This is a genomic window from Rheinheimera sp. 1928-s (genome assembly GCF_029269265.1).
Lineage (GTDB): Bacteria > Pseudomonadota > Gammaproteobacteria > Enterobacterales > Alteromonadaceae > Pararheinheimera.
Window position 1 is genome coordinate 402853 of the sequence record NZ_JARIXP010000003.1, and the last position, 18849, is coordinate 421701.

19 protein-coding genes are annotated in these 18849 nt (G+C 50.5%); 10 read left to right on the forward strand and 9 right to left on the reverse strand.

From position 1 onward, the window contains the following. The first annotated feature begins 84 nt into the window (after nt 1-84). The 3 genes from P3C17_RS09540 to P3C17_RS09550 are packed head-to-tail and all read left to right on the forward strand — an operon-like array spanning nt 85 to nt 2770. Nucleotides 85-771, forward strand: coding sequence for a hypothetical protein (locus P3C17_RS09540; RefSeq protein ID WP_300929220.1), 687 nt, complete (start codon nt 85-87; stop codon nt 769-771). After that, nucleotides 768-1724: an alpha/beta hydrolase gene (locus P3C17_RS09545; RefSeq protein WP_300929221.1), complete on the forward strand. Its 957-nt coding sequence runs from the start codon at nt 768-770 to the stop codon at nt 1722-1724. The genes P3C17_RS09540 and P3C17_RS09545 overlap by 4 nt, the downstream gene beginning before the upstream one ends. A gap of 32 nt (nt 1725-1756) precedes the next feature. Continuing rightward, the gene (locus P3C17_RS09550; protein WP_300929222.1) at nt 1757-2770 is read left to right on the forward strand and encodes a hypothetical protein; all 1014 of its coding nucleotides are present in this window, start codon (nt 1757-1759) and stop codon (nt 2768-2770) included. Between the two features lie 61 nt (nt 2771-2831). Here P3C17_RS09550 and P3C17_RS09555 read toward each other — a convergent pair whose 3' ends face one another. Continuing rightward, complete coding sequence (locus tag P3C17_RS09555; RefSeq protein ID WP_346015659.1) at nt 2832-4478, reverse strand: FAD-dependent oxidoreductase; 1647 nt, start codon at nt 4476-4478, stop codon at nt 2832-2834. A gap of 385 nt (nt 4479-4863) precedes the next feature. Here P3C17_RS09555 and P3C17_RS09565 point away from each other — a divergent pair, with 385 nt between their 5' ends. Then, a complete protein-coding gene (locus P3C17_RS09565; RefSeq protein WP_300929223.1) occupies nt 4864-6087 on the forward strand; it encodes an aromatic ring-hydroxylating dioxygenase subunit alpha in 1224 nt (407 codons plus the stop codon). Between the two features lie 44 nt (nt 6088-6131). On the opposite strand, the gene P3C17_RS09570 is transcribed toward P3C17_RS09565, so the two are convergent. Beyond that, nucleotides 6132-6722 (reverse strand): hypothetical protein, encoded by a 591-nt coding sequence (locus tag P3C17_RS09570; RefSeq protein ID WP_300929224.1) that lies wholly within the window; start codon nt 6720-6722, stop codon nt 6132-6134. 100 nt (nt 6723-6822) lie between these two features. Here P3C17_RS09570 and P3C17_RS09575 point away from each other — a divergent pair, with 100 nt between their 5' ends. Next, entirely contained in the window at nt 6823-7620 is a 798-nt protein-coding gene (locus tag P3C17_RS09575) for an SDR family oxidoreductase (RefSeq protein ID WP_300929225.1), read from the forward strand. A gap of 81 nt (nt 7621-7701) precedes the next feature. Here the strand turns inward: P3C17_RS09575 and P3C17_RS09580 are convergent, their stop codons facing one another. The 6 genes from P3C17_RS09580 to P3C17_RS09605 all read right to left on the reverse strand — a co-directional run bounded on the left by P3C17_RS09580 (nt 7702) and on the right by P3C17_RS09605 (nt 13316). Beyond that, on the reverse strand, nt 7702-8433 hold the full coding sequence (locus P3C17_RS09580) for an alpha/beta hydrolase (protein ID WP_300929226.1): 732 nt from the start codon (nt 8431-8433) through the stop codon (nt 7702-7704). An 83-nt stretch (nt 8434-8516) separates the two neighbouring features. Next, on the reverse strand, nt 8517-9368 hold the full coding sequence (locus P3C17_RS09585; RefSeq protein WP_300929227.1) for a hypothetical protein: 852 nt from the start codon (nt 9366-9368) through the stop codon (nt 8517-8519). A 17-nt stretch (nt 9369-9385) separates the two neighbouring features. Next, nucleotides 9386-10711: an MFS transporter gene (locus P3C17_RS09590; protein WP_300929228.1), complete on the reverse strand. Its 1326-nt coding sequence runs from the start codon at nt 10709-10711 to the stop codon at nt 9386-9388. A 30-nt stretch (nt 10712-10741) separates the two neighbouring features. Beyond that, nucleotides 10742-11566 (reverse strand): hypothetical protein, encoded by an 825-nt coding sequence (locus tag P3C17_RS09595; RefSeq protein WP_300929229.1) that lies wholly within the window; start codon nt 11564-11566, stop codon nt 10742-10744. A gap of 44 nt (nt 11567-11610) precedes the next feature. Then, nucleotides 11611-12429, reverse strand: a complete 819-nt coding sequence (locus tag P3C17_RS09600; protein WP_300929230.1) for an SDR family oxidoreductase — start codon at nt 12427-12429, stop codon at nt 11611-11613. Between the two features lie 23 nt (nt 12430-12452). Continuing rightward, nucleotides 12453-13316 (reverse strand): NAD-dependent epimerase/dehydratase family protein, encoded by an 864-nt coding sequence (locus P3C17_RS09605; protein WP_300929231.1) that lies wholly within the window; start codon nt 13314-13316, stop codon nt 12453-12455. A 120-nt stretch (nt 13317-13436) separates the two neighbouring features. Here P3C17_RS09605 and P3C17_RS09610 point away from each other — a divergent pair, with 120 nt between their 5' ends. The 5 genes from P3C17_RS09610 to P3C17_RS09630 all read left to right on the forward strand — a co-directional run bounded on the left by P3C17_RS09610 (nt 13437) and on the right by P3C17_RS09630 (nt 17659). Continuing rightward, entirely contained in the window at nt 13437-13925 is a 489-nt protein-coding gene (locus P3C17_RS09610; protein ID WP_300929232.1) for a VOC family protein, read from the forward strand. After that, nucleotides 13903-14727 carry a hypothetical protein gene (locus P3C17_RS09615; protein WP_300929233.1) on the forward strand — a complete coding sequence of 275 codons (825 nt, stop codon included), beginning with the start codon at nt 13903-13905 and terminating at the stop codon, nt 14725-14727. The genes P3C17_RS09610 and P3C17_RS09615 overlap by 23 nt, the downstream gene beginning before the upstream one ends. A 1-nt stretch (nt 14728) precedes the next feature. Further along, nucleotides 14729-15916, forward strand: a complete 1188-nt coding sequence (locus P3C17_RS09620) for an MFS transporter (protein ID WP_300929234.1) — start codon at nt 14729-14731, stop codon at nt 15914-15916. Nucleotides 15917-15991: 75 nt separating this feature from the next. After that, a complete protein-coding gene (locus P3C17_RS09625) occupies nt 15992-16771 on the forward strand; it encodes a hypothetical protein (protein WP_300929235.1) in 780 nt (259 codons plus the stop codon). Between the two features lie 12 nt (nt 16772-16783). After that, nucleotides 16784-17659 carry an isocitrate lyase/phosphoenolpyruvate mutase family protein gene (locus tag P3C17_RS09630; protein ID WP_300929236.1) on the forward strand — a complete coding sequence of 292 codons (876 nt, stop codon included), beginning with the start codon at nt 16784-16786 and terminating at the stop codon, nt 17657-17659. 2 nt (nt 17660-17661) lie between these two features. Here the strand turns inward: P3C17_RS09630 and P3C17_RS09635 are convergent, their stop codons facing one another. Beyond that, nucleotides 17662-18822 (reverse strand): MFS transporter, encoded by a 1161-nt coding sequence (locus tag P3C17_RS09635; protein WP_300929237.1) that lies wholly within the window; start codon nt 18820-18822, stop codon nt 17662-17664. Nucleotides 18823-18849 lie beyond the last annotated feature (27 nt).

Genomic DNA, 18849 nt, shown 5'->3' on the forward strand with positions numbered 1-18849 from the left:
CAATATAACTTTTATCTTGAAAGCAAAGAGCTATTGCTTTTTAATGTGCTTTACATAGTAAAAACACTTAAGGATCAACACGCGATGCTTTCACTGTTAAATCTCACTATTGCCATTATTGATATTGCGTTGTTGCTTTATGTGATTCGCTCCTTGCCCGCCAGCCACGGCAACGGCAACGGGCAATGGCGCAGGTTTTTTCTTGCGGTACTGCTTTGTGGCATGACGTACGACAATCTGATTGTAGCCAGCGGTTATTGGTTTATTGAGCACCCCTGGTTTACCACGGCCAGCATGGGACGCTTCTATTTCCATGTGCTGAGTTTGCCGTTTTTGAGTTTGTTTACCTACTCCATTATTCGCGACTGCGGCCTGACGTTAGGACAAAGCAAGCCGTTTTTTCTGCTTTGCGTTTCAGCCACTTTGGCTGCTCTGGCTTTTGGTATCAGCCAGGAACTGGTTGGGCTGGAACTGGTGGAGAATAGCCAGTTTGGCATCCGCCGTATGTCAAATGCCCATGGTTCGGCCCCCATAGCCACCATACTGACAAACCTGTTCACTATTCTGCTGGCTGCTTATGTATGGCGCAAAAGCGGCTTAAAAATCCTGTTTTTAGGCTCCTTGTTTATATTTATCGTTAATGGTGCAACTGCAGGGCAAAAATGGGGTTTTATTGCCGGCAATCTGGCTGAAATCGTTTTTGTGCTGAGCCTGATTGCCAGCCATAAACAAGTCAGTGTCAGGACGAGCCGACAGCAGGTTTCAGCATGAGTCGCTGGCGTCTGCTGTTGTGGCCTCTGAAGGCGCTGTTTCTGCTCATAGCAGCTTATATCATTTGGGTGCTGCTGGCGTACCGGGATCTGCCGGTTGAAGAACTGGAACAACGTTATGGTGGCGCTCATCTGCAACAGGTGACGATCGATGGTGTTCATCTGCGTTACAAAGTGGAGGGGCAAGGCCCGGTCCTGGTGCTGATCCACTCCCATTTTTACACCATGCGCCAATGGCAGCCCTGGGTGGATCAGTTAAGTAGCAGATTCACGTTAGTGCGCTTTGATCTGACCAGTCACGGCCTGACAGGACCTGATCCCAGTGGCGATTATTCCCGCGAGCGGGGTAGCCAGTTATTAACTGGCCTGCTGGATCATCTGCAAATCCAAAAAGCGAGTATTGTTGGTTCATCCACCGGTGCAGGCATTGCCTATACCTTTGCTGCCCGCTATCCAGAGCGCAGCCAAAGCCTGGTGTTAATCAACGCACCTGGCATGCCAAAAACTTCCAACAAATATATGGATAAACCCCTGCCTGCCTGGGGTGGTTTTCTGTTTTACCTGCTACCGGAAGGATTATTTGAAGGCTTCTTAAAGGCTCCCATTGTGGATGATCGTCTGGTGACCCCGGAGTTACTCAGCGAATTTTTCGATATGTACCGCCGGGAAGGCAATCGTATGGCGGAATACCAGCGAATGCGTGCCTATGAAAAAGGCGATGTATCACCGTTGCTGGCCAGCATCACTTCGCCGGTACTGTTGATGTGGGGAGAGCAAAATCCGCAGTTGCCGGTGGAACATGTTGAGTTATTTAAACAAAAACTGACCGCAAGCAAGGCGGTACAAAGCATTGTTTATCCGGGCATAGGCCATGTGATCCCGCTGGAGAATCCACTGCAGTCTGCTCTGGATACTGCACACTTTGTCCAGTCACAGCTTGCTGAGCTGAAATAAAAAATTTAGATCATAAGAGAAAGAGTACACCTATGAGCAGACCCCTGATAGCGCTGATACTAGGTATTTTTATGCTGGGTTGTAGTGAGCCAGAGCTGCCTGCAGCCAATCCTCTGAGTGTTGAACCCGGCCAATTAAGCCAGATTCCCTATCTGCAACAGGGGCAGTTGACTGTGGTGACAGAGCGCGATCTCATTCTGCCTGCCAGTGAGGATTATCGTGAATTGACCTTAAGCGTGTTTTACCCGCAGCAGGGTGATCAGTATCCGATCATCTTTTTTTCGCACGGCAACTGGTCATCCAAAGACAAGTACGACAAGGTGATTCAGTATTGGGTTAGTCATGGTTATGTGGTGGTTGCCCCCAACCATCTGGATTGCTGCTCAAGAGTCCGTGGCATCCTGAACAGTCTGCGCTACGGCAATTTTGGCTTAATAGAACACAGGGTGAAAGACTTCAATTATTTAATCAACCAGTACAGTCTGGTGGAACAGCTACTGCCTGGGCTCAAAGACAAAGCGGATCTGAACCATATCGCGTTGGCCGGACATTCGTTTGGCGCCTTTACCGCACAGCAGTTTGGTGGTGCGGGCAGCTTCAATACCGATAACAAAAGCTATCATTTTTATCAGGACGGCAGAGTCAAAGCCATAGTGGCACTGTCACCGCCAGGCCCTATGTTCGATGAAATCACGACGCAAAGCTGGCAGCAACTGTCCACGCCGACTTTTAATAGCACAGGCACCTGGGATATAGATAAATACTTTTTTACCGAATGGCAACTGCACCAAATGGCCTTTGATACCGCCTTAGCCGGCAACAACTATATGCTGGTGACTCAGGGTGCCGATCATTATCTGGGGAATCTGATTTGCCGGCCTGAACGTGATGTGGCACCACAGCAGGACGCACTGATGCTGCTTAATGCCACCTCAACCGCCTTTCTGGCGGCTTATTTAAAGCAGGATCAGCAGGCTAAAGCGTTTTTGCAAAGTGGCGAGCTGCGTGACATAACTTCAGGGTTCTCTGTCCTGGAGTACCGCTAGTCTCACCAGCAAAAAACGCCACTTTTGTGGCGTTTTTATGGACACTTTTACTTGCCTTGCTTTAAGGCATCAGCGCCGGGCATTGCCTTTCCAATACGGCTTTGGCACTGACCTGATCACCTGTCAGTGCAAAACCCAGCAATTGATTGCCTTGCCGATACAGGGCTTTAACCCCCAAATCAGAAGCCTGCTCTATCACCCACTCACCAGGCACCAGACTGCCATCCTGCTGCCGTGGCGGAGGATTTACCACCACAGGGAATAAGGTGGTTTTAACCATCACAGGCATCACCGGATAATGCACAGGACTGCTATTGCCTGTCAGGGTTTTTGCCAAAGCCCGTACCTGCGCCAACAGCGGCAAGATATAAAACAGCAGATGGTTTTCTACCTGAGCACAATCGCCTATCGCATACACATCGCTGGCACTGGTCTGTAAGTATTTATCCGTAACAATGCCGCGATCCGTGACCAGATTGGCAGCCTGAGCCAACGCCATATTGGGGCGGACTCCTATGGCAGATAACACTAAATCCGCTTCAAGCTTTTGCTGGTTGCTGAGTTTGACCAGCACCCCGTCCTGATGATTGTCCACCTGCTGCACTACAGTACCAAAATGAAAACGAGCCCCGGCTAAGCGCAGCGCACGCTCGACGGATTCAGAGGCAACAGTGGGCAGTAAGCTGGCCAGCACTGTTGGCATCGGATCCACCACCTCCACCTGATAGCCAGCGTGCAGTAAATCATTGGCATACTCGGAGCCAATTAAACCAGCCCCAATAATCAGAATTTTTTGCTTTGGTTTCGCCAGTGTTCTGAATCTGGCGTAGTCGAGTAAATTATTCACAGAATGCACTTTATGCAGACCACTACCGGCCAAAGGTGGCTGAATGCAGGTGGCGCCAGTGGCAATTACCAGTTTGCTGTAGGGCTGGACGCTACCGTTGTTACCCACCACAATCTGCTTCGTGTGTGTATCAATAGCTGTGATGCGGGTAAAAATGTGAATGTGCAGCTGGTACTGCTCAGCCATTTGTTCTGCCGTCTGCCCAACCAACTCGGCAGCAGATTTATTTTTAGCAAAGCCGGTAGATAACAAAGGTTTGGAATAAAAGTTGCCATCATCGCTGGTGTAGATCTGAATAGCGCAGGTCTGATCCAGTTTGCGGATTTCCTTCACCAGATTATAGGCCGCCAGGCCGCTGCCTATAATAACGATGGGAGCCTGCGCCGCAATGGACTCCGATTGAATTGCCACAACAGGCGCGACGTCAGGTAAGACTTTTGCGGCTGCAGTAGTAACTGCGATACGTTTGATTTCGCGCATATCAAAGTCGGTTTTACTAACACCACATTCCGGACACAACCAGTCAGCAGGAATATCCTGCCAACGGGTGCCTGGCGCAATACCCTCGTCTGGCCAGCCTTTGGATTCATCATAAACCCAGCTACATACCTGGCATTCCCAAATACTGTACTCCAGCTCATCAGCCGCTGTGGCCGACTCTGTTTTTGTCGATCCTGACGCAGCGCCACTTAAGGCCACCATTTCAAAATCAGCTTTGCTGACACCACATTCAGGGCAGGTCCACTCTTGCGGAATATCCTCCCAGCGGGTTCCGGCAGCTATACCTTCCTCCGGACAGCCTTTTGCTTCATCATAAATCCAGGCACACACCTGGCATTCCCAAATTCTGTATTCTGACATCTACACCTCAGGCCAATTGTGCATTTATACCGGTCGTACTTGAAGCTGCAGCTTTGTTGACTGCGCAATCGAGCCCCTGCCTGGAACAGGCGATTCAGATTTAAGCACGTCTTCTGACTACCATAGTGCCAAAAACTTTGCTAAATTCAACCTAAATGACATATCATTATGTCATTAAATGCAATGTTATGTGGGTGACCACAGAGTGCGCAGACTAATGATTAGATTAAGTTGTTGATATTAAAAAATATAATCATCTAATTCTGCGGAGAGTTTGCTAGCGGGCGACTCCAGGGCAACTAGGTAAAAATCCAGATGCTGCCGATCCAGTCATCGACATCAACTGTAATATAAAAGAAATTATAAACTTAAGGGAAAAGCGGCCATGTTAAAGAACCTTTGGTACGTTGCAGAATGGTCAGACACAGTAAAAGACAAACCAGTGAAAACCAGATTGCTGGGTCAGGATCTGGTGTTGTTTCGCGATCTGGCAGGCAATGTAAAATGTATGGCAGATGTGTGTCTTCACCGTGGCGGTTCTTTATCCGGCGGTTGGGTCAATGAAACACGTGATTGTGTCGTGTGTCCTTATCATGGCTGGCAATACAATGGTACAGGTAAGTGCCAGAAGATCCCGTCTGAAGGGGACAGTTTTCAGGTGCCAAAACGCTTTAAAGTGGATGCCTACGATGTCGAAGAAAAGTACGGCATGATATGGGTTTTTATGGGCGATTTGCCTGCCGAAGAACGTTACCCTATACCACCGCTGCCAGAATACGGTGATGCCGCCAACTGGCGCGGTTTGAAAACTGAATTCAGCTGGAAAGCGGAAGCGTCCCGCGTCGTGGAAAATGGCATTGATATTGCCCATGCATCCTTTGTTCACCCTGTCTTCGGTTACCCCAGCACAGCGGAAGATAACTTTATCGAAAATGTTGAAAAACATGAGTGGTGGGCACGCTCCACCAACGTGATGTATCCGCCGCAACTAAAAGGTGGCTTTCTGGGCTGGCGCAACTTTTTGCGCAAAGACAAACAAGAAACCAAAGTGCATCCGGAATGGCATCTGCCTGGCATGATAGTTCGCATTAAAATAGATATCCGCCCTGGCTGGCATATCGTTATGTTCGACGCCAATACTCCGGTGGACGAACATACCACCCGCACCTTTGCCTGGCAGTTCCGCAGTTTCTTTAAAATCGGGCTCTTTGATAAAGGCTCATTAAAACGACTGAAAACCATTCTGCTCGAAGACGCGACTATTGTTGAAGCTTCACAACCTTATTATCTGCCGGAAACTCTGGTCAACGAGGTTTCAGTGAAATCAGACAAGTTTATGAGCACTTTCCGAATGGCGCGGCGCAAACTGATTGAAGAGAAAGGCTGGCAAATTGATACCAGAGCCCGCGACGAATATAAAGGCAAAAAGGTGCTGACTGTCGCCTCTCCTGGCCGCAGACAAGCCTTACTGGATGGCGATGGCTGGGTGTTTGACGAGATGCCAACTGTGGCCCCGGTCAAAACCTCTTCCGCAAAAAATGTCTTTGAACAACAAGTGGATGTATTAACCACCGAGTCGTCCAACTCAAAAGACACTGTGATCGCTTAGTCACCATAAAAAGCGCCTGAATCAGCTTCAGGCGCCGTATAGTTTCACACCAAATGCTGCCAGATTTTGGCTTCAAATTTGGGCTCATGCACCTCCCCAACCAGACCTCTTGGGTCCAGCGGATGCCTCTCGTCACAACAAGGCGATAAGCGCACGCCCTTGGCGGTCAAAGTGCGTGTTGCCTGACCATTCCGGTACAACACAGTGTGCCGGGTACGTTGCCCTGGCGCTGTGACAATAATAAAATCCGGTTCTATGTACACATCGGTGGCCTGATTTAAAGTTCTGGCGCTAAAGGTCAGTATACCCGGCCCCCCCGACATTCCTACGTTTTCATAGCTACCAGGCCCCATCGCATCAAACACCAGCACACCATTTTTTAATTCGCCGGTAAAGGTCTTGGCTAAAGCCGGACGCCCACGAAAATGCACATTGGTTATTTTGAAATAATGGCCGTCAAAGTCGATATACACCAGATTATCAAAAGGCGATTGCCCTGGGGTGCCACTGCCGGCCTGGGTATCATCCACTAAAGGAGTGCCATCCAAATGGAACAACTCGACACTGTCGTGCCAGGTGCCTCTGAGTTGCATTAAGGTGTGGCCAACGCTGCCCACCGGAAAAACCGTTGTCATAACTCATCCTGCATAGATTTACTCTATTCATTAGCTTACATTTGTATTAAAGTTATAACAATAACTAACGCATTAATCTGACGTGAACTGGGAAAAAACTATGAAAACAGTGATCATCACCGGCAGTACCCGAGGCATAGGTAAAGGATTGGCAGAGAACTTTTTAAAACAAGGCTGTAAAGTGGTGATTACCGGCCGGTCGCAGGCTCAGGTGGATGAAGTTGTCACTCAGTTTGCCGGGCAATTCGGCATACAGCAGGTCTCAGGTCTTGCCTGTGATGTAAGCAGCTACGACCAGCTACAGGCGCTGTGGGACCATGCGGTTGCCACCTTCTCAACTGTAGATATCTGGATCAACAACGCGGGTATCAGCCTGCCGCGAAAACCGCTGGAACAACAGGACCCCGCAGCCATCCACAGTATTATCGCCACCAATTTAGCCGGTGTGATGCTGGCGAGCAGCGTCGCGTTAAAAGGCATGAAAACACAAAACCACGGCCAGATCTGGAATATGGAAGGCTTTGGCAGTAATGATGCCACTCAACCCGGCATGACGATTTACGGCGCGACCAAAAGAGCTGTGACTTATTTAAACAAATCACTGCAAAAAGAACTGAAAGGCACAGCAGTACAGGTGAACACCTTAAGTCCCGGCATTGTGGTGACTGATTTGTTAGTGGGTGATTACGACACCTCGTCAGCTGAATGGCTGAAGGTAAAAAAGATCTTCAATATCCTGGGTGATACTGTCGAAACTGTCACACCCTGGCTGGTGAAAGGCATACTGGCCACAGATAAATCTGGCACCAAAGTGGCATGGTTAACCAACGGCAAAGCCTTTGTGCGCTTTATGACCGCCGGCTTTAATAAAAGAGATTTGTTTAGTGATCTGGGTTAACCCAACCCACTAAAGCAAAACGGGACCTCAAGGGACTGAGGTCCTGTTGCATTGTACAGATACGACGAACACTTTAAGACATCAGGGTATAGCCTGTAAAAACGCTAAGCTTCGCGCAAACACCTGTTCAGCCTGTTCGGACGGGCTGAGCAGACCCTGTTGCTGTTCATCCTCTGCGGCAAAAGAGCCAAACTGCCAGTGGTTGGCGTTTTCAATCACCACATAGTCTGTGTTGACCGGCAATTTCGCCTTATTGTCGTTGATCTTTTGTGGCGTAGACTGCAAATCCTTCGAAGCTGAAATCGACTTTACAGCAATGCCCAACTGACTGATATCGCTGGCCGGGTAAGAAGCCAGCAGCAATAAGCCTTTGAAACGGCTTAGATCAGCGGTTTTGACATACTCAACTGCAGCCACGCCGCCTAACGAATGACCAGCAATGACCCACTGCTGAATAGCAGGATAGGCCGCGACCACGTCATCTGCCTTGTCGATCCCCAAAAACGCCGTGTTAAATGGCATAGGCACTATCACCGCCAGATAACCCTGCTCAGCAAAGCGCCGCATCAGAGGAGCAAAGGTCTCAGCACTGGTTTTACCGCCTGGATAAAACAGTATGCCTTTGACAGGGGCGGTCTGCACCGGCTGAAAACTAATAAAATCCCCCTGGCTCACCCGAACCTGATCGGAAGAAATCAGCGCTGTTGCAGTCTCATCCTTATGGTACGCGAAAGGAATACTCATCCAGGCTAAGGTGCCGGTAACGACCACAACCAGCAGTGCAACAATTGCCAGCACGATCTTTTTCAACATCAACGTCTCCTTGAGTACAAGCCACTGGGCAGGGATAGTTCAACAGCTACAATCCGCCTCTTTGCCCGGACTAAGCCCTTTGATCAGATCTGGCTATAAGGCTCGCCATTGCGTTCTTCACCCGCCAGAATCCTGACCAATCTGTCCGCCGCCTCTTTACCGACCAAACGTTCAGCAATAGGGTTAGCAGGGTCCAGATAAACTATGTTCTTACGCTGCTGATAGTCACGCTGACGGCGCTCAGCACAAGCTTCAGCGCTGCTGTCCGGGCTCGCCTGCTTTACCAGCCCAACCCAGTATTTGACCATAGCCATGATCTGCTCTTGCGCATGCTGCTGAAAGAAAGCTAAGGGCCCCACACCACAGATGGCGCAAGGGCTGATACTGCTGCGAATAAAGGGCATAGCAGCATGAAAAGGTTTCACACCATCCTGATATAAAGCTTTCTGGTGATCCAGCGCCATCTGATTCACTGCCGCGTAATATTTTTCCACATAGTTCGGGTGGGTTACCAGCTCATAACGTGGCATCAAATCCGCATAATAAAAGGCTTCGGGTAAGGTACCAAATGCCAGTCCAAGATGCGGAATGTCGGTATTGTCCTTCATCCAGAAGGTCAGGTGAATATTGGTGAAGGTATTTTCCGGCAAACCAATGTTGGAATGGATCACCCAATCCACCGGATTGTTTCCCTTGCCAGTAAAGGTGCGCATTTTCCCCAGAGGGTTACCCGTTAAGTCATTAAACTGGTGGATATCTGCACAGCCTAAATCTTCAGTAAAGGCCAGTTCTGCACTGACATAGTCCCAAATACGGTCACGCAGGTTCAGCACTTGCGTATAGATTTCGCTGGTATCCATTTTCAGTCCGCTGGCTAAATGGCGTGCGAACTCTTCTGTCATCATAGGTTTAGTTTCAAGTTGGCTTTGTGTCATGATTTTACCTTGCCTGATTACACATTTTGCTCTGTTAATACGTGTTTGGATTTAGATCTGGACAGCAGCAAACTCCAGATAAAAACGACTAAATTCAGCACCCCGAACAACACAAAGGGACTGGATGGTGACAAGTGCGCAAACAGGTATCCGCCACCTGTGGTAGCCACCAGGATCCCAACCGCGCCAGCCACACCAAATAAACCAATCACAGCACCTTTTCGATCTGCGGGAGCCTGTTCGCCAACTAAGGCCTGGCTGGAGACAAAGGCACTGATTTCCGCAATACCCATTACAAACAGCAGCGGAAATACGGCAGAGGCGCTTGGGTCGCTGACAAAAAACATCGCGCTATACACACAACCCGCTAAACCGGAAGCCATCGAAACGGCAGTGATACGACTGACTTTGTCACTCAGATAACCTGTTAAGATTGAGCCAACCAAAGCGCCGGCAACGACCATTAAAATGGCTGGCATTGCCAATTGCGCCATCGCATCACTGGTCGACAGACCCAGTGTGCCGGTACCGTACTGCACCAGCCACAACCCCATAAAAGCACCAGTGACGGCAAGATCGCCGCGGGAGATAAAAGCCGCACCATAAGACAGCGCAATAGCAGGTTTTTTCGCAGCAACAGCGCCCTGGCGCAACATCTGTAATAAAGACTCTTTTTCGGCTTTCACTACAGTGCCCACAAGCTTCGACAAGCCAAACAATGCGACCAGCGCTGCTACAGCCCCCAGAGCTCCGGCCACTGCAAAGGTGGCCTGTTGAGCTGCGGCTTCTGAGTAACCGGCCCCAACAAAGCTTTGAGGTAAACCAGCCAGCACAGGAGGAATAAAGGCGCCTAAGGTGGCAATAGCGCCCTGAGTTCCGTTGGCTTTACCCCGGCTGCAATCTGTTGCATAGTCGGCGACTACTGTGACCATCATGCCCACCATAGCGGCAGAACCAAAAGCCACAACCAGCCGATAGATCACCAGCTGCTCCACCGAGGTGGCACTGCCATACAAGACAAAGCCAATGGCTGTGGTTGCCAGACCAAAGACATAGATCAGCCTGCGACCAAAGCGGTCGGCCATCACGCCATAGATCCCCATCATCAGGATAAATACCACCTCCTGCAGACCACCCAATAAACCTGTGAGTGTCGCCTGTTCGGCATATGGGATCCCGAGCACTTGCAGTAAGCCGGGTTGCAGTATCGACAAGGCACCGGCATAACCCGATGAAATCAATACAGCAAACAAGTAGGCCAACCAGTTACGACGTTTCAAACCGTCTACCAGCCTGACACCTAACAGGTTTTTTACCACTGCGGCTTGCACTTGCTCAGTCATCTGTTCGCCCCTTTTGCGCTCAATCCGGTCTTAGTAGGTAGTGCTGGCGTCAATCTGAGCTTTGCCCATCCGCAGTTCGATCATGTTTTCCACTTCGGCCTGGCCAAATACATTGGCTGCCAGTTTGTTCATCGGGTCGCGGCGATAACTCATTTCCCGAATAATATGGTCATTGCGTTGCAGGGCCGGACGTTCGGCTTCAGGTACAGGGCTGGCCTGATCTAACCAGCCCAGCCAGCGGTCGACCATCTGATGCAGGTAGGTTTCAAAAATGCTGATGTTTTCGTCGTTTAACTCACCCATTAAGCTTTGAGTGGCTGGGTTGATCAGCGCGCGCATATAGCTGCCATGACTGACCGACCAATGGAAATTCGGGTGCGAGCGCAGCTTCATGTACCACTCATTCACCTCAGGACCGTAATACTTATCCAGATAGTCCGGATCGGTCAGCAGGTTTTTACGTGGGGTGTAATCGCAGTAACAAAACAGTTTCGGCACTGTGCCAAACACTATCACCAGATGAGGCACATCAGTTTCCTGACCAAGAAAGGCCGTGGTATTCATATCCAGAATGCTGGCCTTGCGGTTGCCAATCCAGGAGTTCACTAACCACTCAACACCGTTGCCGGTCCAGGCAGCGTAAGAACCTTCAAACTCGCCATTGGGCGAGGTGTAATAGTCCCGATCAAAAGTCGAGGGGTGCTGACTCAGATGAGGAAACTTGTCGGTGATCTTCTGTTTCAGTGCAGTCAATATGCCCCAACAGCGCTCCCAGTAACGACTGACATCCACATTCGGGTTTTCGGCAAGAAATTCATCAAGGGTTTTGGTTTCTTTATTTTTCGTCAATGACATCTTCATTCTCTGTTAGTAGCTGCGTGGTAAGGGCGTTGCGGGCCTCACAGGCCGTAACGGGTAAATTTATCCGGTGCAGGCCGAACAAAGCCTGACAGCATGCGGAACGTCATTTTCAGCGGTGTTAACCAACGGATTTTTTGGCCGGTTTTATTCAGAGCGAGGATTTCCCGGGTCAGGTAAGGCACCACAGTTTCAACGTGGTCACACAGCAGATTGGCAAACCTGCGACGCTTCTCAAAGTTATGCGGATCAGCCTGAGCTTCGCGGATCACTCCTTCGGTAATAATCATGCCGGGACGGATTTTGCCGACCAGGATATGATCTGCCTGCAGCTCTTTGCTCAGCGCAGTGGTGAAGTAGTCCAGCCCACGTTTGGTGGTGCCATAGATGCCCATACCCGCGAAATATTCGCCGTCACTGCCACCGCCAAGCATATTGAAAATTTTCTGTGACTCTGTGACAAGACCCTGACTGGCCGCTTTTTTCATACCACTGGCTGCGACTTTGCAGCCATTGATCGTGCCGACAACATTGGTATGAACCATTTGCTGAATATCAGAATCCGGGGTGTCGAGGATAGACCAGACCGTTCTGGCCAAACCGGCGTTATTAATCCAAATATCCACTCCGCCGAAACTGTCACAGGCGAACTGCCATAAGGCTTCGACCTGAGGTTTGTCGGCACTGTCACAAGCCAGGCCAGCCACTTGCTGCGCCGGATAACCCAGCTCTGCCAGTGTGGCGTCCACATCATCCTGCCGTCTGCCACTGATCACCACCTTGTGACCTAAAAGAGCAAATTCGTTTGCCAGGCCTTTGCCAATGCCTTTGGTGCTGCCGGTAATCACTACAGTGCTCATCTGAACTCTCCTTTACTGATCAATCAAGCCGGTACGCTGGCAACAATAGGTGCATTTGGATCAGGGTGTTTCACCTGATAGCCTGTGGCATAAATTTTTGCTGCTGAGATTTTGCGTAAGGGAGCTTTGATCTGATTGAGGAATTCCAGCCGTGGCCAATCGTTCTGATCACAAATAGCGTCAAACACTGCTTTGTTGGTGGCTGGCAGTTGATCGTTGTCACAGACATTAAAGATGCCTGCAAGCCTGGCTTGGATCACGTGATGCACCGCAGCCACCACATCTTCAAAATGAATGGCATACAAAGGCGCATCCGCACTGAAAATGGCTTTACCACCAAAATAATCAATGGCCATTTTGACCCGTTGTGGGAAGCTAAAATCACCTGGCGCACCGTACATATCAGGGAAACGCAGCACACAACCCAAAGTTGAAGTCAGCACCTGCTGCTCAGCCAGTTGATAGTACTTAGAAGAAGGTTCCTGATGATTGGCGGTTGGCGTCAGCTCATCTATGGCATCAGTTCCTGCGCCACCATCGCCATACACCGAAAAAGACGATAAGAAGATCACACGCGGGCAAGCCATAGCCGCACTCTGACAACTGCGCACCAATACCTGTTCGTAGTGCACTTCACGTTCTTCTTTAGTGCGGGTATTTCTGACATTAGGCGCAACAGTGACAATGATAGCGTCACAACCAGCCGCCGCCGCCGCAACCTTTGCCGTTTCTTCACCTTTTAACAGCACCACCTCATCGACAAGGGGTTCCAGCCCAGCCACTTTTGCCGCTGTGGTCGTACTGCCCACGACCTGATGTCCGTCGGCTTTTAGCTTTTTCGCCAGAGCTTTGCCTACATGGCCCAAACCAAGAATAAAGAGTTTCATCTGTAGCCTTTTTTGTTGTGATCCTGCTTCGGTATAGACATAATGTATTAATAATATATCATTTAGTCAAATGTTAGATATGAAAAGCAAAAAAGGCTGCTGCAACAAGGAGCGGAACTGATGATGACCAGCACCACACAGATCCTGGCCGACCATATAATTGGCTTTCAGCATGTAGGGCATATCGTGTCCGACCTGACCGCCAGCATCGCTGATTTTCAGCGCCTGTATGGCTGCACAGAGGCGGATATTCTGGTTATCCCGCCCTTTGAGCAGACGGAAAATGTACCGGCACGTTTTGCGCTGATTAAGGTAAAAAATATGGAGTTTGAACTCATCGAACCCATTTCAGCCCAGTTTAAAACACTGCTGCTGGCCCCCGGCAGTTGTGGCAGTGCTGGCATTAATCATGTCGCCTGGCAGGTGACGGATATTGACGGAGCTATGCGGCTATTAGCGGCTCATGGCATCAAACCGGGCCATGTCACCCCGGACGGCGTTATTACCATGACCAAAACCTCAACCAGCGCAAAAAAGATGGTGTATCTGGACCCTGCCACTACGGGCGGTCTGCTGGTGGAACTGATTGAAGTTATCCATTGTGACTGATCACTGTACCCGCTTACTCAGTGTTTTCCCTTTACCTAAGGGCTATCAGGTGATCGAACAGGGCTGTTACCACTATGTGCTTAACGGCAAGGCGCAGGCTATTGCTGAACCCTGGGTTAAAGCACGAAACCCGCAAGGTCAGTTGCTGACGCACAGTGGCCGCTTTGTTGATGAACAGCAATTAGTACTGCTGGTGTCGCATCTCACTAAGCCTGCGGATAACAATGGGCAACACAGGCCGTCACTGCCGGGTAGCTTTGCCAGTGAAATTCGCTGGCAACAAGCTGGTCTGGCCGATATCAGCGCCCATTATCAGTTTTGCCAACAGCAGAAGCGGCTCAGCATTGCACTGAAAAGTGACACAGGCCCTCTCTCAATCCATGAAATGCGCCCGGAGCCTTTTGCCTATTTTCCGTTGCTGCGGGTATTTAGTGGTCAGGTGATCCAAAGCTTGGCCCTGTCAGGCCCATTACCAACGCTGGTGCCTGATATTCATGATCCGGCCAATAGATCTGCCTTGCTCATGCCAATACAGAACACGCGCAGTGCAAAACAACTGGCGGCAGAGGTCATCCATCTCGCTGGCAGGCAGTACCACACTCAGCGTTATCAGTATTTGTCTGAGCGTTATCAGCAGCAAAATGACGCGGCGTTCTGGATAGACAGTACAGGGCTGTTACTAAAGTATTGCTGGCAACAAAACCCCGACAGCCTCTGGCAGGTCGGGCTGCATGCTCATCAAATCATGGCGTTTTTACCCGGCGTCATCACAGAGGACCAGCCTCCTTGCTCCAGGACCTGACATGTTAAATATTTTTATTGTTATCCTCGCCGACATGATTGGCTTTGGCATCATGATCCCTATTTTTGCCTATTACGTGTTGCAGCTCGGCGGTGATGCCCAGACTGCAACCCTGCTGATGGGACTGTATTCCTTTGCCATGTTCTGCTCGGCCCCGTTGTTAGGCCGCTTAAGTGATCGTTATGGCCGCAAGCCCATATTGATGTTAAGTATGTTGGGTGCCAGTCTGGGTTATCTGCTACTGGCCTTTGCCGACAGCTTGTGGCTGGTGGCTTTGTCCCGCTTGCTCAGTGGAGCTATGGCTGGCAACATCGCCGCCGCTCAGGCCTATATTGCCGATATAACCGATGAATCCAACAGAGCCAAAGGCATGGGCATGATTGGGGCCGCTTTTGGTTTAGGTTTTGTCATTGGCCCTGCGCTGGGCAGCATTATGGCAGGTGATCAGTTTGCCGCAGCCAACTTCATGCTGCCAGCCCTCACCTCGGCGGCTTTGTCTTTTGTTTCCTTTGTTGGCATCGCTTTATTCCTGAAAGAAAGCTTAAGTAAAGAACTCCGGCAGCAGAATCGCGCCGCACCGCCGTATTCGCAATGGACAGCATTTAAAGGTCTGTACTCTCAGCGGCTACTGCTACTGATCATCTGCTGTGGTGTGTTATTTAATGTAGCCGCAGGCTTATTTGAATCGATTTTCCCAATCTGGGCCAAAGACCTGACACTGATCAGCGGGCCTCAGGGTCTGGCGCCCATGCTGCTGGTGTCCGGCTTCGCCCTGGCCGCAGTGCAGGGTGGTCTGGTGGGTAAGCTAACGCGCAAATTTGGTGAACAGCAGCTGCTGAAATTCAGTAGCTGGCTGTACGCAGCAGCCATGCTGCTGATGATCATCAGCGGTGCTAACCAGTTGTACTGGCTGGTGTTGCTGGCCATGTCGATGCAGGCGGCAGCCACCGGGTTAATGCTCACCTGCATTCAAAGTTTAGTGTCACAAAAAGCAGCAGCTCATGAAAAAGGCCGGGTGATGGGGCTGTTTTCATCAGCCGGCACTTTGGCCCGCACTCTGGCGACCTTTTCTACCGGCAGCATCTATCTGCTGTTTGGCATGCAAAGCCCGTTGATACTTGCCACCTGCTGTGTGATTACCCTGTTTTTTCTGGCACAGGCTATTCAGAGGCAGTGGTCCGTCAGTTGAAGACAACCATGGCGAAGTAAAAGCATCCATCTGACACATTCAACCCTAACAACATTGAACTGAGGAATAGAAAACATGACAACTCTGGATTATTACGGTTATCGCAAAAAATTCGCCGTACTGGTGCCTTCCACTAACACAGCAGTGGAAACTGAGTATCACAAAATGTGCCCTGAAGGTGTGGTACTGGCCACCCGGGCTTGTGTGATCCCGCCCTTCAAAGTAACGAATGATCAAGAATTTGTCGAAATGGTGCAGGCGATAGGGGCAGCCACCGAACAAGGTTTAATCGATGCGCTGACCTGCCGCCCGGACCATGTAATTTTTGGTTATTCGGCTGAAACCTTCTGGGATGGTAAAGGCCGTTCTGACCGTGAATTTAAAAAATACAATGATATTGCACAGACCAAAGGCAACTGCAATGTCACCTTTGGTGCTCAAGCCATTATGGATGCCTTAAAGTGCTACCCCAAAGTGAAAAAGATCGGCGTCATTTCACCTTATATGCCAGTGGGTGATAATCAGGTGGTGAAATTTATGGCTGACATTGGCTATGAAGTCGTGCGCATTGCCGGACACTGTTCGCCCGGGCCAGTAGAAATTGCTCATGAAGGCTTTGCCAAAACCCGCGCTCTGGTCGATCAGGTTAATGGTGACGATGTGGATCTGATATTACAGGCAGGCACCAATCTGTATTTTGTCGAACTGGCAGCACAGCTGGAGCAGGAACTTGGCAAACCTGTGCTGGCCATCAATGCACTGACCTTCTGGCATGCGCTGCGCAGTAATGGTATTCCTGACCGTATTAGTGGTTTTGGCTCTTTACTGGCCGAACATATTGCTATCCCTGAGTAGGAAAACATGCTGATGACATTGCATCACCAAAGGCTGCAGGCCGCTCTCACCGCGGACAACCTGATCAAAGCGCCGGGAGTTTTTGACGGGCTATCGCTCAGATTAGTTGAGCAGGCAGGGTTTGACGTCGGTTTTGTCTCAGGAGCTGGCATCGCCTTTTCCCGTTTTGGCATTGCAGATATTGGCCTGATTGGTATGGCTGAAGTGGCAGGCTGCATCCAGTTAATGCGGGAAATCAGCGATCTTCCACTGATCGTGGATATCGACACCGGCTTTGGCAACGCACTGAACGTCCAGCGTACCGTCAGGGTATTTGAGCGTGCTGGTGCCAGTGCCATGCAAATGGAAGATCAGGTGATGCCCAAACGCTGCGGTCATATGAAAGGAAAAAACGTGGTCAGCTGCGCCGAAATGGTGGGTAAAATTCACGCCTTCGTCGACAGCAGGGCGCATGAACACACCCTGCTGGTCGCCCGCACCGATGCGCTTGGTGTAACAGGTTTTGACGATGCCATGGAAAGAGCCCATTGTTATCTGGAGGCCGGTGCTGATTTATTGTTTATCGAGGCACCAAAAACCCTGCAACACATGCAACTCATTGCACGGGAGTTTGGCGCCAAAGTGCCGCTGGTGCATAACCTGGTGGAAGGGGGTTCAAGCCCGGTAGCCAGTGCCGCTGAATTAGCAACGCTAGGCTATAAAATGGCACTTTACCCGGTGGCGCTGCTGCATGCCTTTGTTCCAACAGCTCAGGCGCTGCTAAAGCATATACAGATGCAGGGATCTACCGGACAGTTCAGCCAGCCTATGCTCGACCTGATGCAAATCAACCAACTGCTTGGCGCAGACAACCTGCTGGAACAGGCCAAAAAATACGACGCCAGCTAGAGCTACAGCTGGCCCTTGCGTTCGTACAAAGGCCAGCTTAAAAACAGCAGCCCAACCAGAATTCCGGCCGCCCAGGCCAGTGAAAACCCAGAAAGCGTCAGCAGAGTCCCTGCCAGCAAAGGGCCACAGACCCGGCCCCATGCCCCCATTGCACTGGCATTGCCCATCATGCGGCCGCGGTATTCCAGCGGTGTTCGTTTTGACAGCAAGGAATTCAACACGGGCGAACAGCTGCTGGCGCCGGTAATACACAAAAAGAAACTCAGGATCATCCAGTGTTCCTGTTGCGCCAGACTCGCCAGAACAAATCCAAGGATTAACAGCACAATTGCGCCTGTCAGCACCCAGAGTTCGCCATAGCGGCGGCTTAATACTCCAACCAGCCTGGCCTGTAACACCGCCATTAGTAAACCCTGAATGCCAAACACTATACCGACCTCTGTCGGTCCCCATTGCCAGGTCTCTCCCATCCAGAGCGGGAACAGGTAAGTGACAGTAGAAACCACCATCGAATGCAGCAGAAATTCGGCGATCAACCACAGGTTATGGGTTTGTTTTAGCAAGCGGATCGAGCTGACCTTACCTGTTTCCAGGTGCCATGCTCTATGCGCGCGGCGCTGATCCCGACCATGGGACTCGGGTAATTTGAACAGCGCCAACAGCGCGGCCAGTACAGACAAACTGGCAGCAACCATAGAGGGGAGAAAAAAATTAATCTCATCACCGGCCAGCACTCCTCCTAGAAAAGGGCCTCCGACCATACCAAGACCAAAGGCAGAACCTATCAACCCCATACTTTTGGCGCGCTGTTCTGGTGTCGACAAATCCGCCACCATAGCTGAAGCCACTCCATAAATACCGGCCACACTGCCAGCGATTACCCGCGCCACATAAACCGCCACTAAGGTTGTGGCAAAGGCCAGCAGAGCATAGGACAGGGCTGTCACCAGCAGGCAAAAAATAATCACAGGTTTGCGTCCAAGCCTGTCACTGAGTTTGCCCCACCAGCCACCGACCAGGCCGGCGCAAACTGAGTAGGCCACAATCAGCATCGCAATATCAAATTGACTGGCACCAAACTGCGGCGCCATAAATGGCAAGATGGGGATCACCATGCCAAAACCTATTAAGTCGATAAGAACAGTGAAAAACAAAATGGGCATGACGAATGACCTGAACCTGTGCTGGCT

Excerpts from the sequence above, each read along its gene's own strand:
- P3C17_RS09550 (WP_300929222.1), top strand. The coding sequence starts at position 1,757 with ATGAGCAGACCCCTGATAGCGCTGATACTAGGTATTTTTATGCTGGGT.
- P3C17_RS09595 (WP_300929229.1), bottom strand. The coding sequence starts at position 11,566 with ATGTCATTGACGAAAAATAAAGAAACCAAAACCCTTGATGAATTTCTT.
- P3C17_RS09600 (WP_300929230.1), bottom strand. The coding sequence starts at position 12,429 with ATGAGCACTGTAGTGATTACCGGCAGCACCAAAGGCATTGGCAAAGGC.
- P3C17_RS09625 (WP_300929235.1), top strand. The coding sequence starts at position 15,992 with ATGACAACTCTGGATTATTACGGTTATCGCAAAAAATTCGCCGTACTG.
- P3C17_RS09630 (WP_300929236.1), top strand. The coding sequence starts at position 16,784 with ATGACATTGCATCACCAAAGGCTGCAGGCCGCTCTCACCGCGGACAAC.
- P3C17_RS09605 (WP_300929231.1), bottom strand. The coding sequence starts at position 13,316 with ATGAAACTCTTTATTCTTGGTTTGGGCCATGTAGGCAAAGCTCTGGCG.
- P3C17_RS09610 (WP_300929232.1), top strand. The coding sequence starts at position 13,437 with ATGATGACCAGCACCACACAGATCCTGGCCGACCATATAATTGGCTTT.
- P3C17_RS09580 (WP_300929226.1), bottom strand. The coding sequence starts at position 8,433 with ATGTTGAAAAAGATCGTGCTGGCAATTGTTGCACTGCTGGTTGTGGTC.
- P3C17_RS09555 (WP_346015659.1), bottom strand. The coding sequence starts at position 4,478 with ATGTCAGAATACAGAATTTGGGAATGCCAGGTGTGTGCCTGGATTTAT.
- P3C17_RS09545 (WP_300929221.1), top strand. The coding sequence starts at position 768 with ATGAGTCGCTGGCGTCTGCTGTTGTGGCCTCTGAAGGCGCTGTTTCTG.
- P3C17_RS09565 (WP_300929223.1), top strand. The coding sequence starts at position 4,864 with ATGTTAAAGAACCTTTGGTACGTTGCAGAATGGTCAGACACAGTAAAA.
- P3C17_RS09570 (WP_300929224.1), bottom strand. The coding sequence starts at position 6,722 with ATGACAACGGTTTTTCCGGTGGGCAGCGTTGGCCACACCTTAATGCAA.
- P3C17_RS09575 (WP_300929225.1), top strand. The coding sequence starts at position 6,823 with ATGAAAACAGTGATCATCACCGGCAGTACCCGAGGCATAGGTAAAGGA.
- P3C17_RS09620 (WP_300929234.1), top strand. The coding sequence starts at position 14,729 with ATGTTAAATATTTTTATTGTTATCCTCGCCGACATGATTGGCTTTGGC.
- P3C17_RS09590 (WP_300929228.1), bottom strand. The coding sequence starts at position 10,711 with ATGACTGAGCAAGTGCAAGCCGCAGTGGTAAAAAACCTGTTAGGTGTC.
- P3C17_RS09635 (WP_300929237.1), bottom strand. The coding sequence starts at position 18,822 with ATGCCCATTTTGTTTTTCACTGTTCTTATCGACTTAATAGGTTTTGGC.
- P3C17_RS09585 (WP_300929227.1), bottom strand. The coding sequence starts at position 9,368 with ATGACACAAAGCCAACTTGAAACTAAACCTATGATGACAGAAGAGTTC.
- P3C17_RS09540 (WP_300929220.1), top strand. The coding sequence starts at position 85 with ATGCTTTCACTGTTAAATCTCACTATTGCCATTATTGATATTGCGTTG.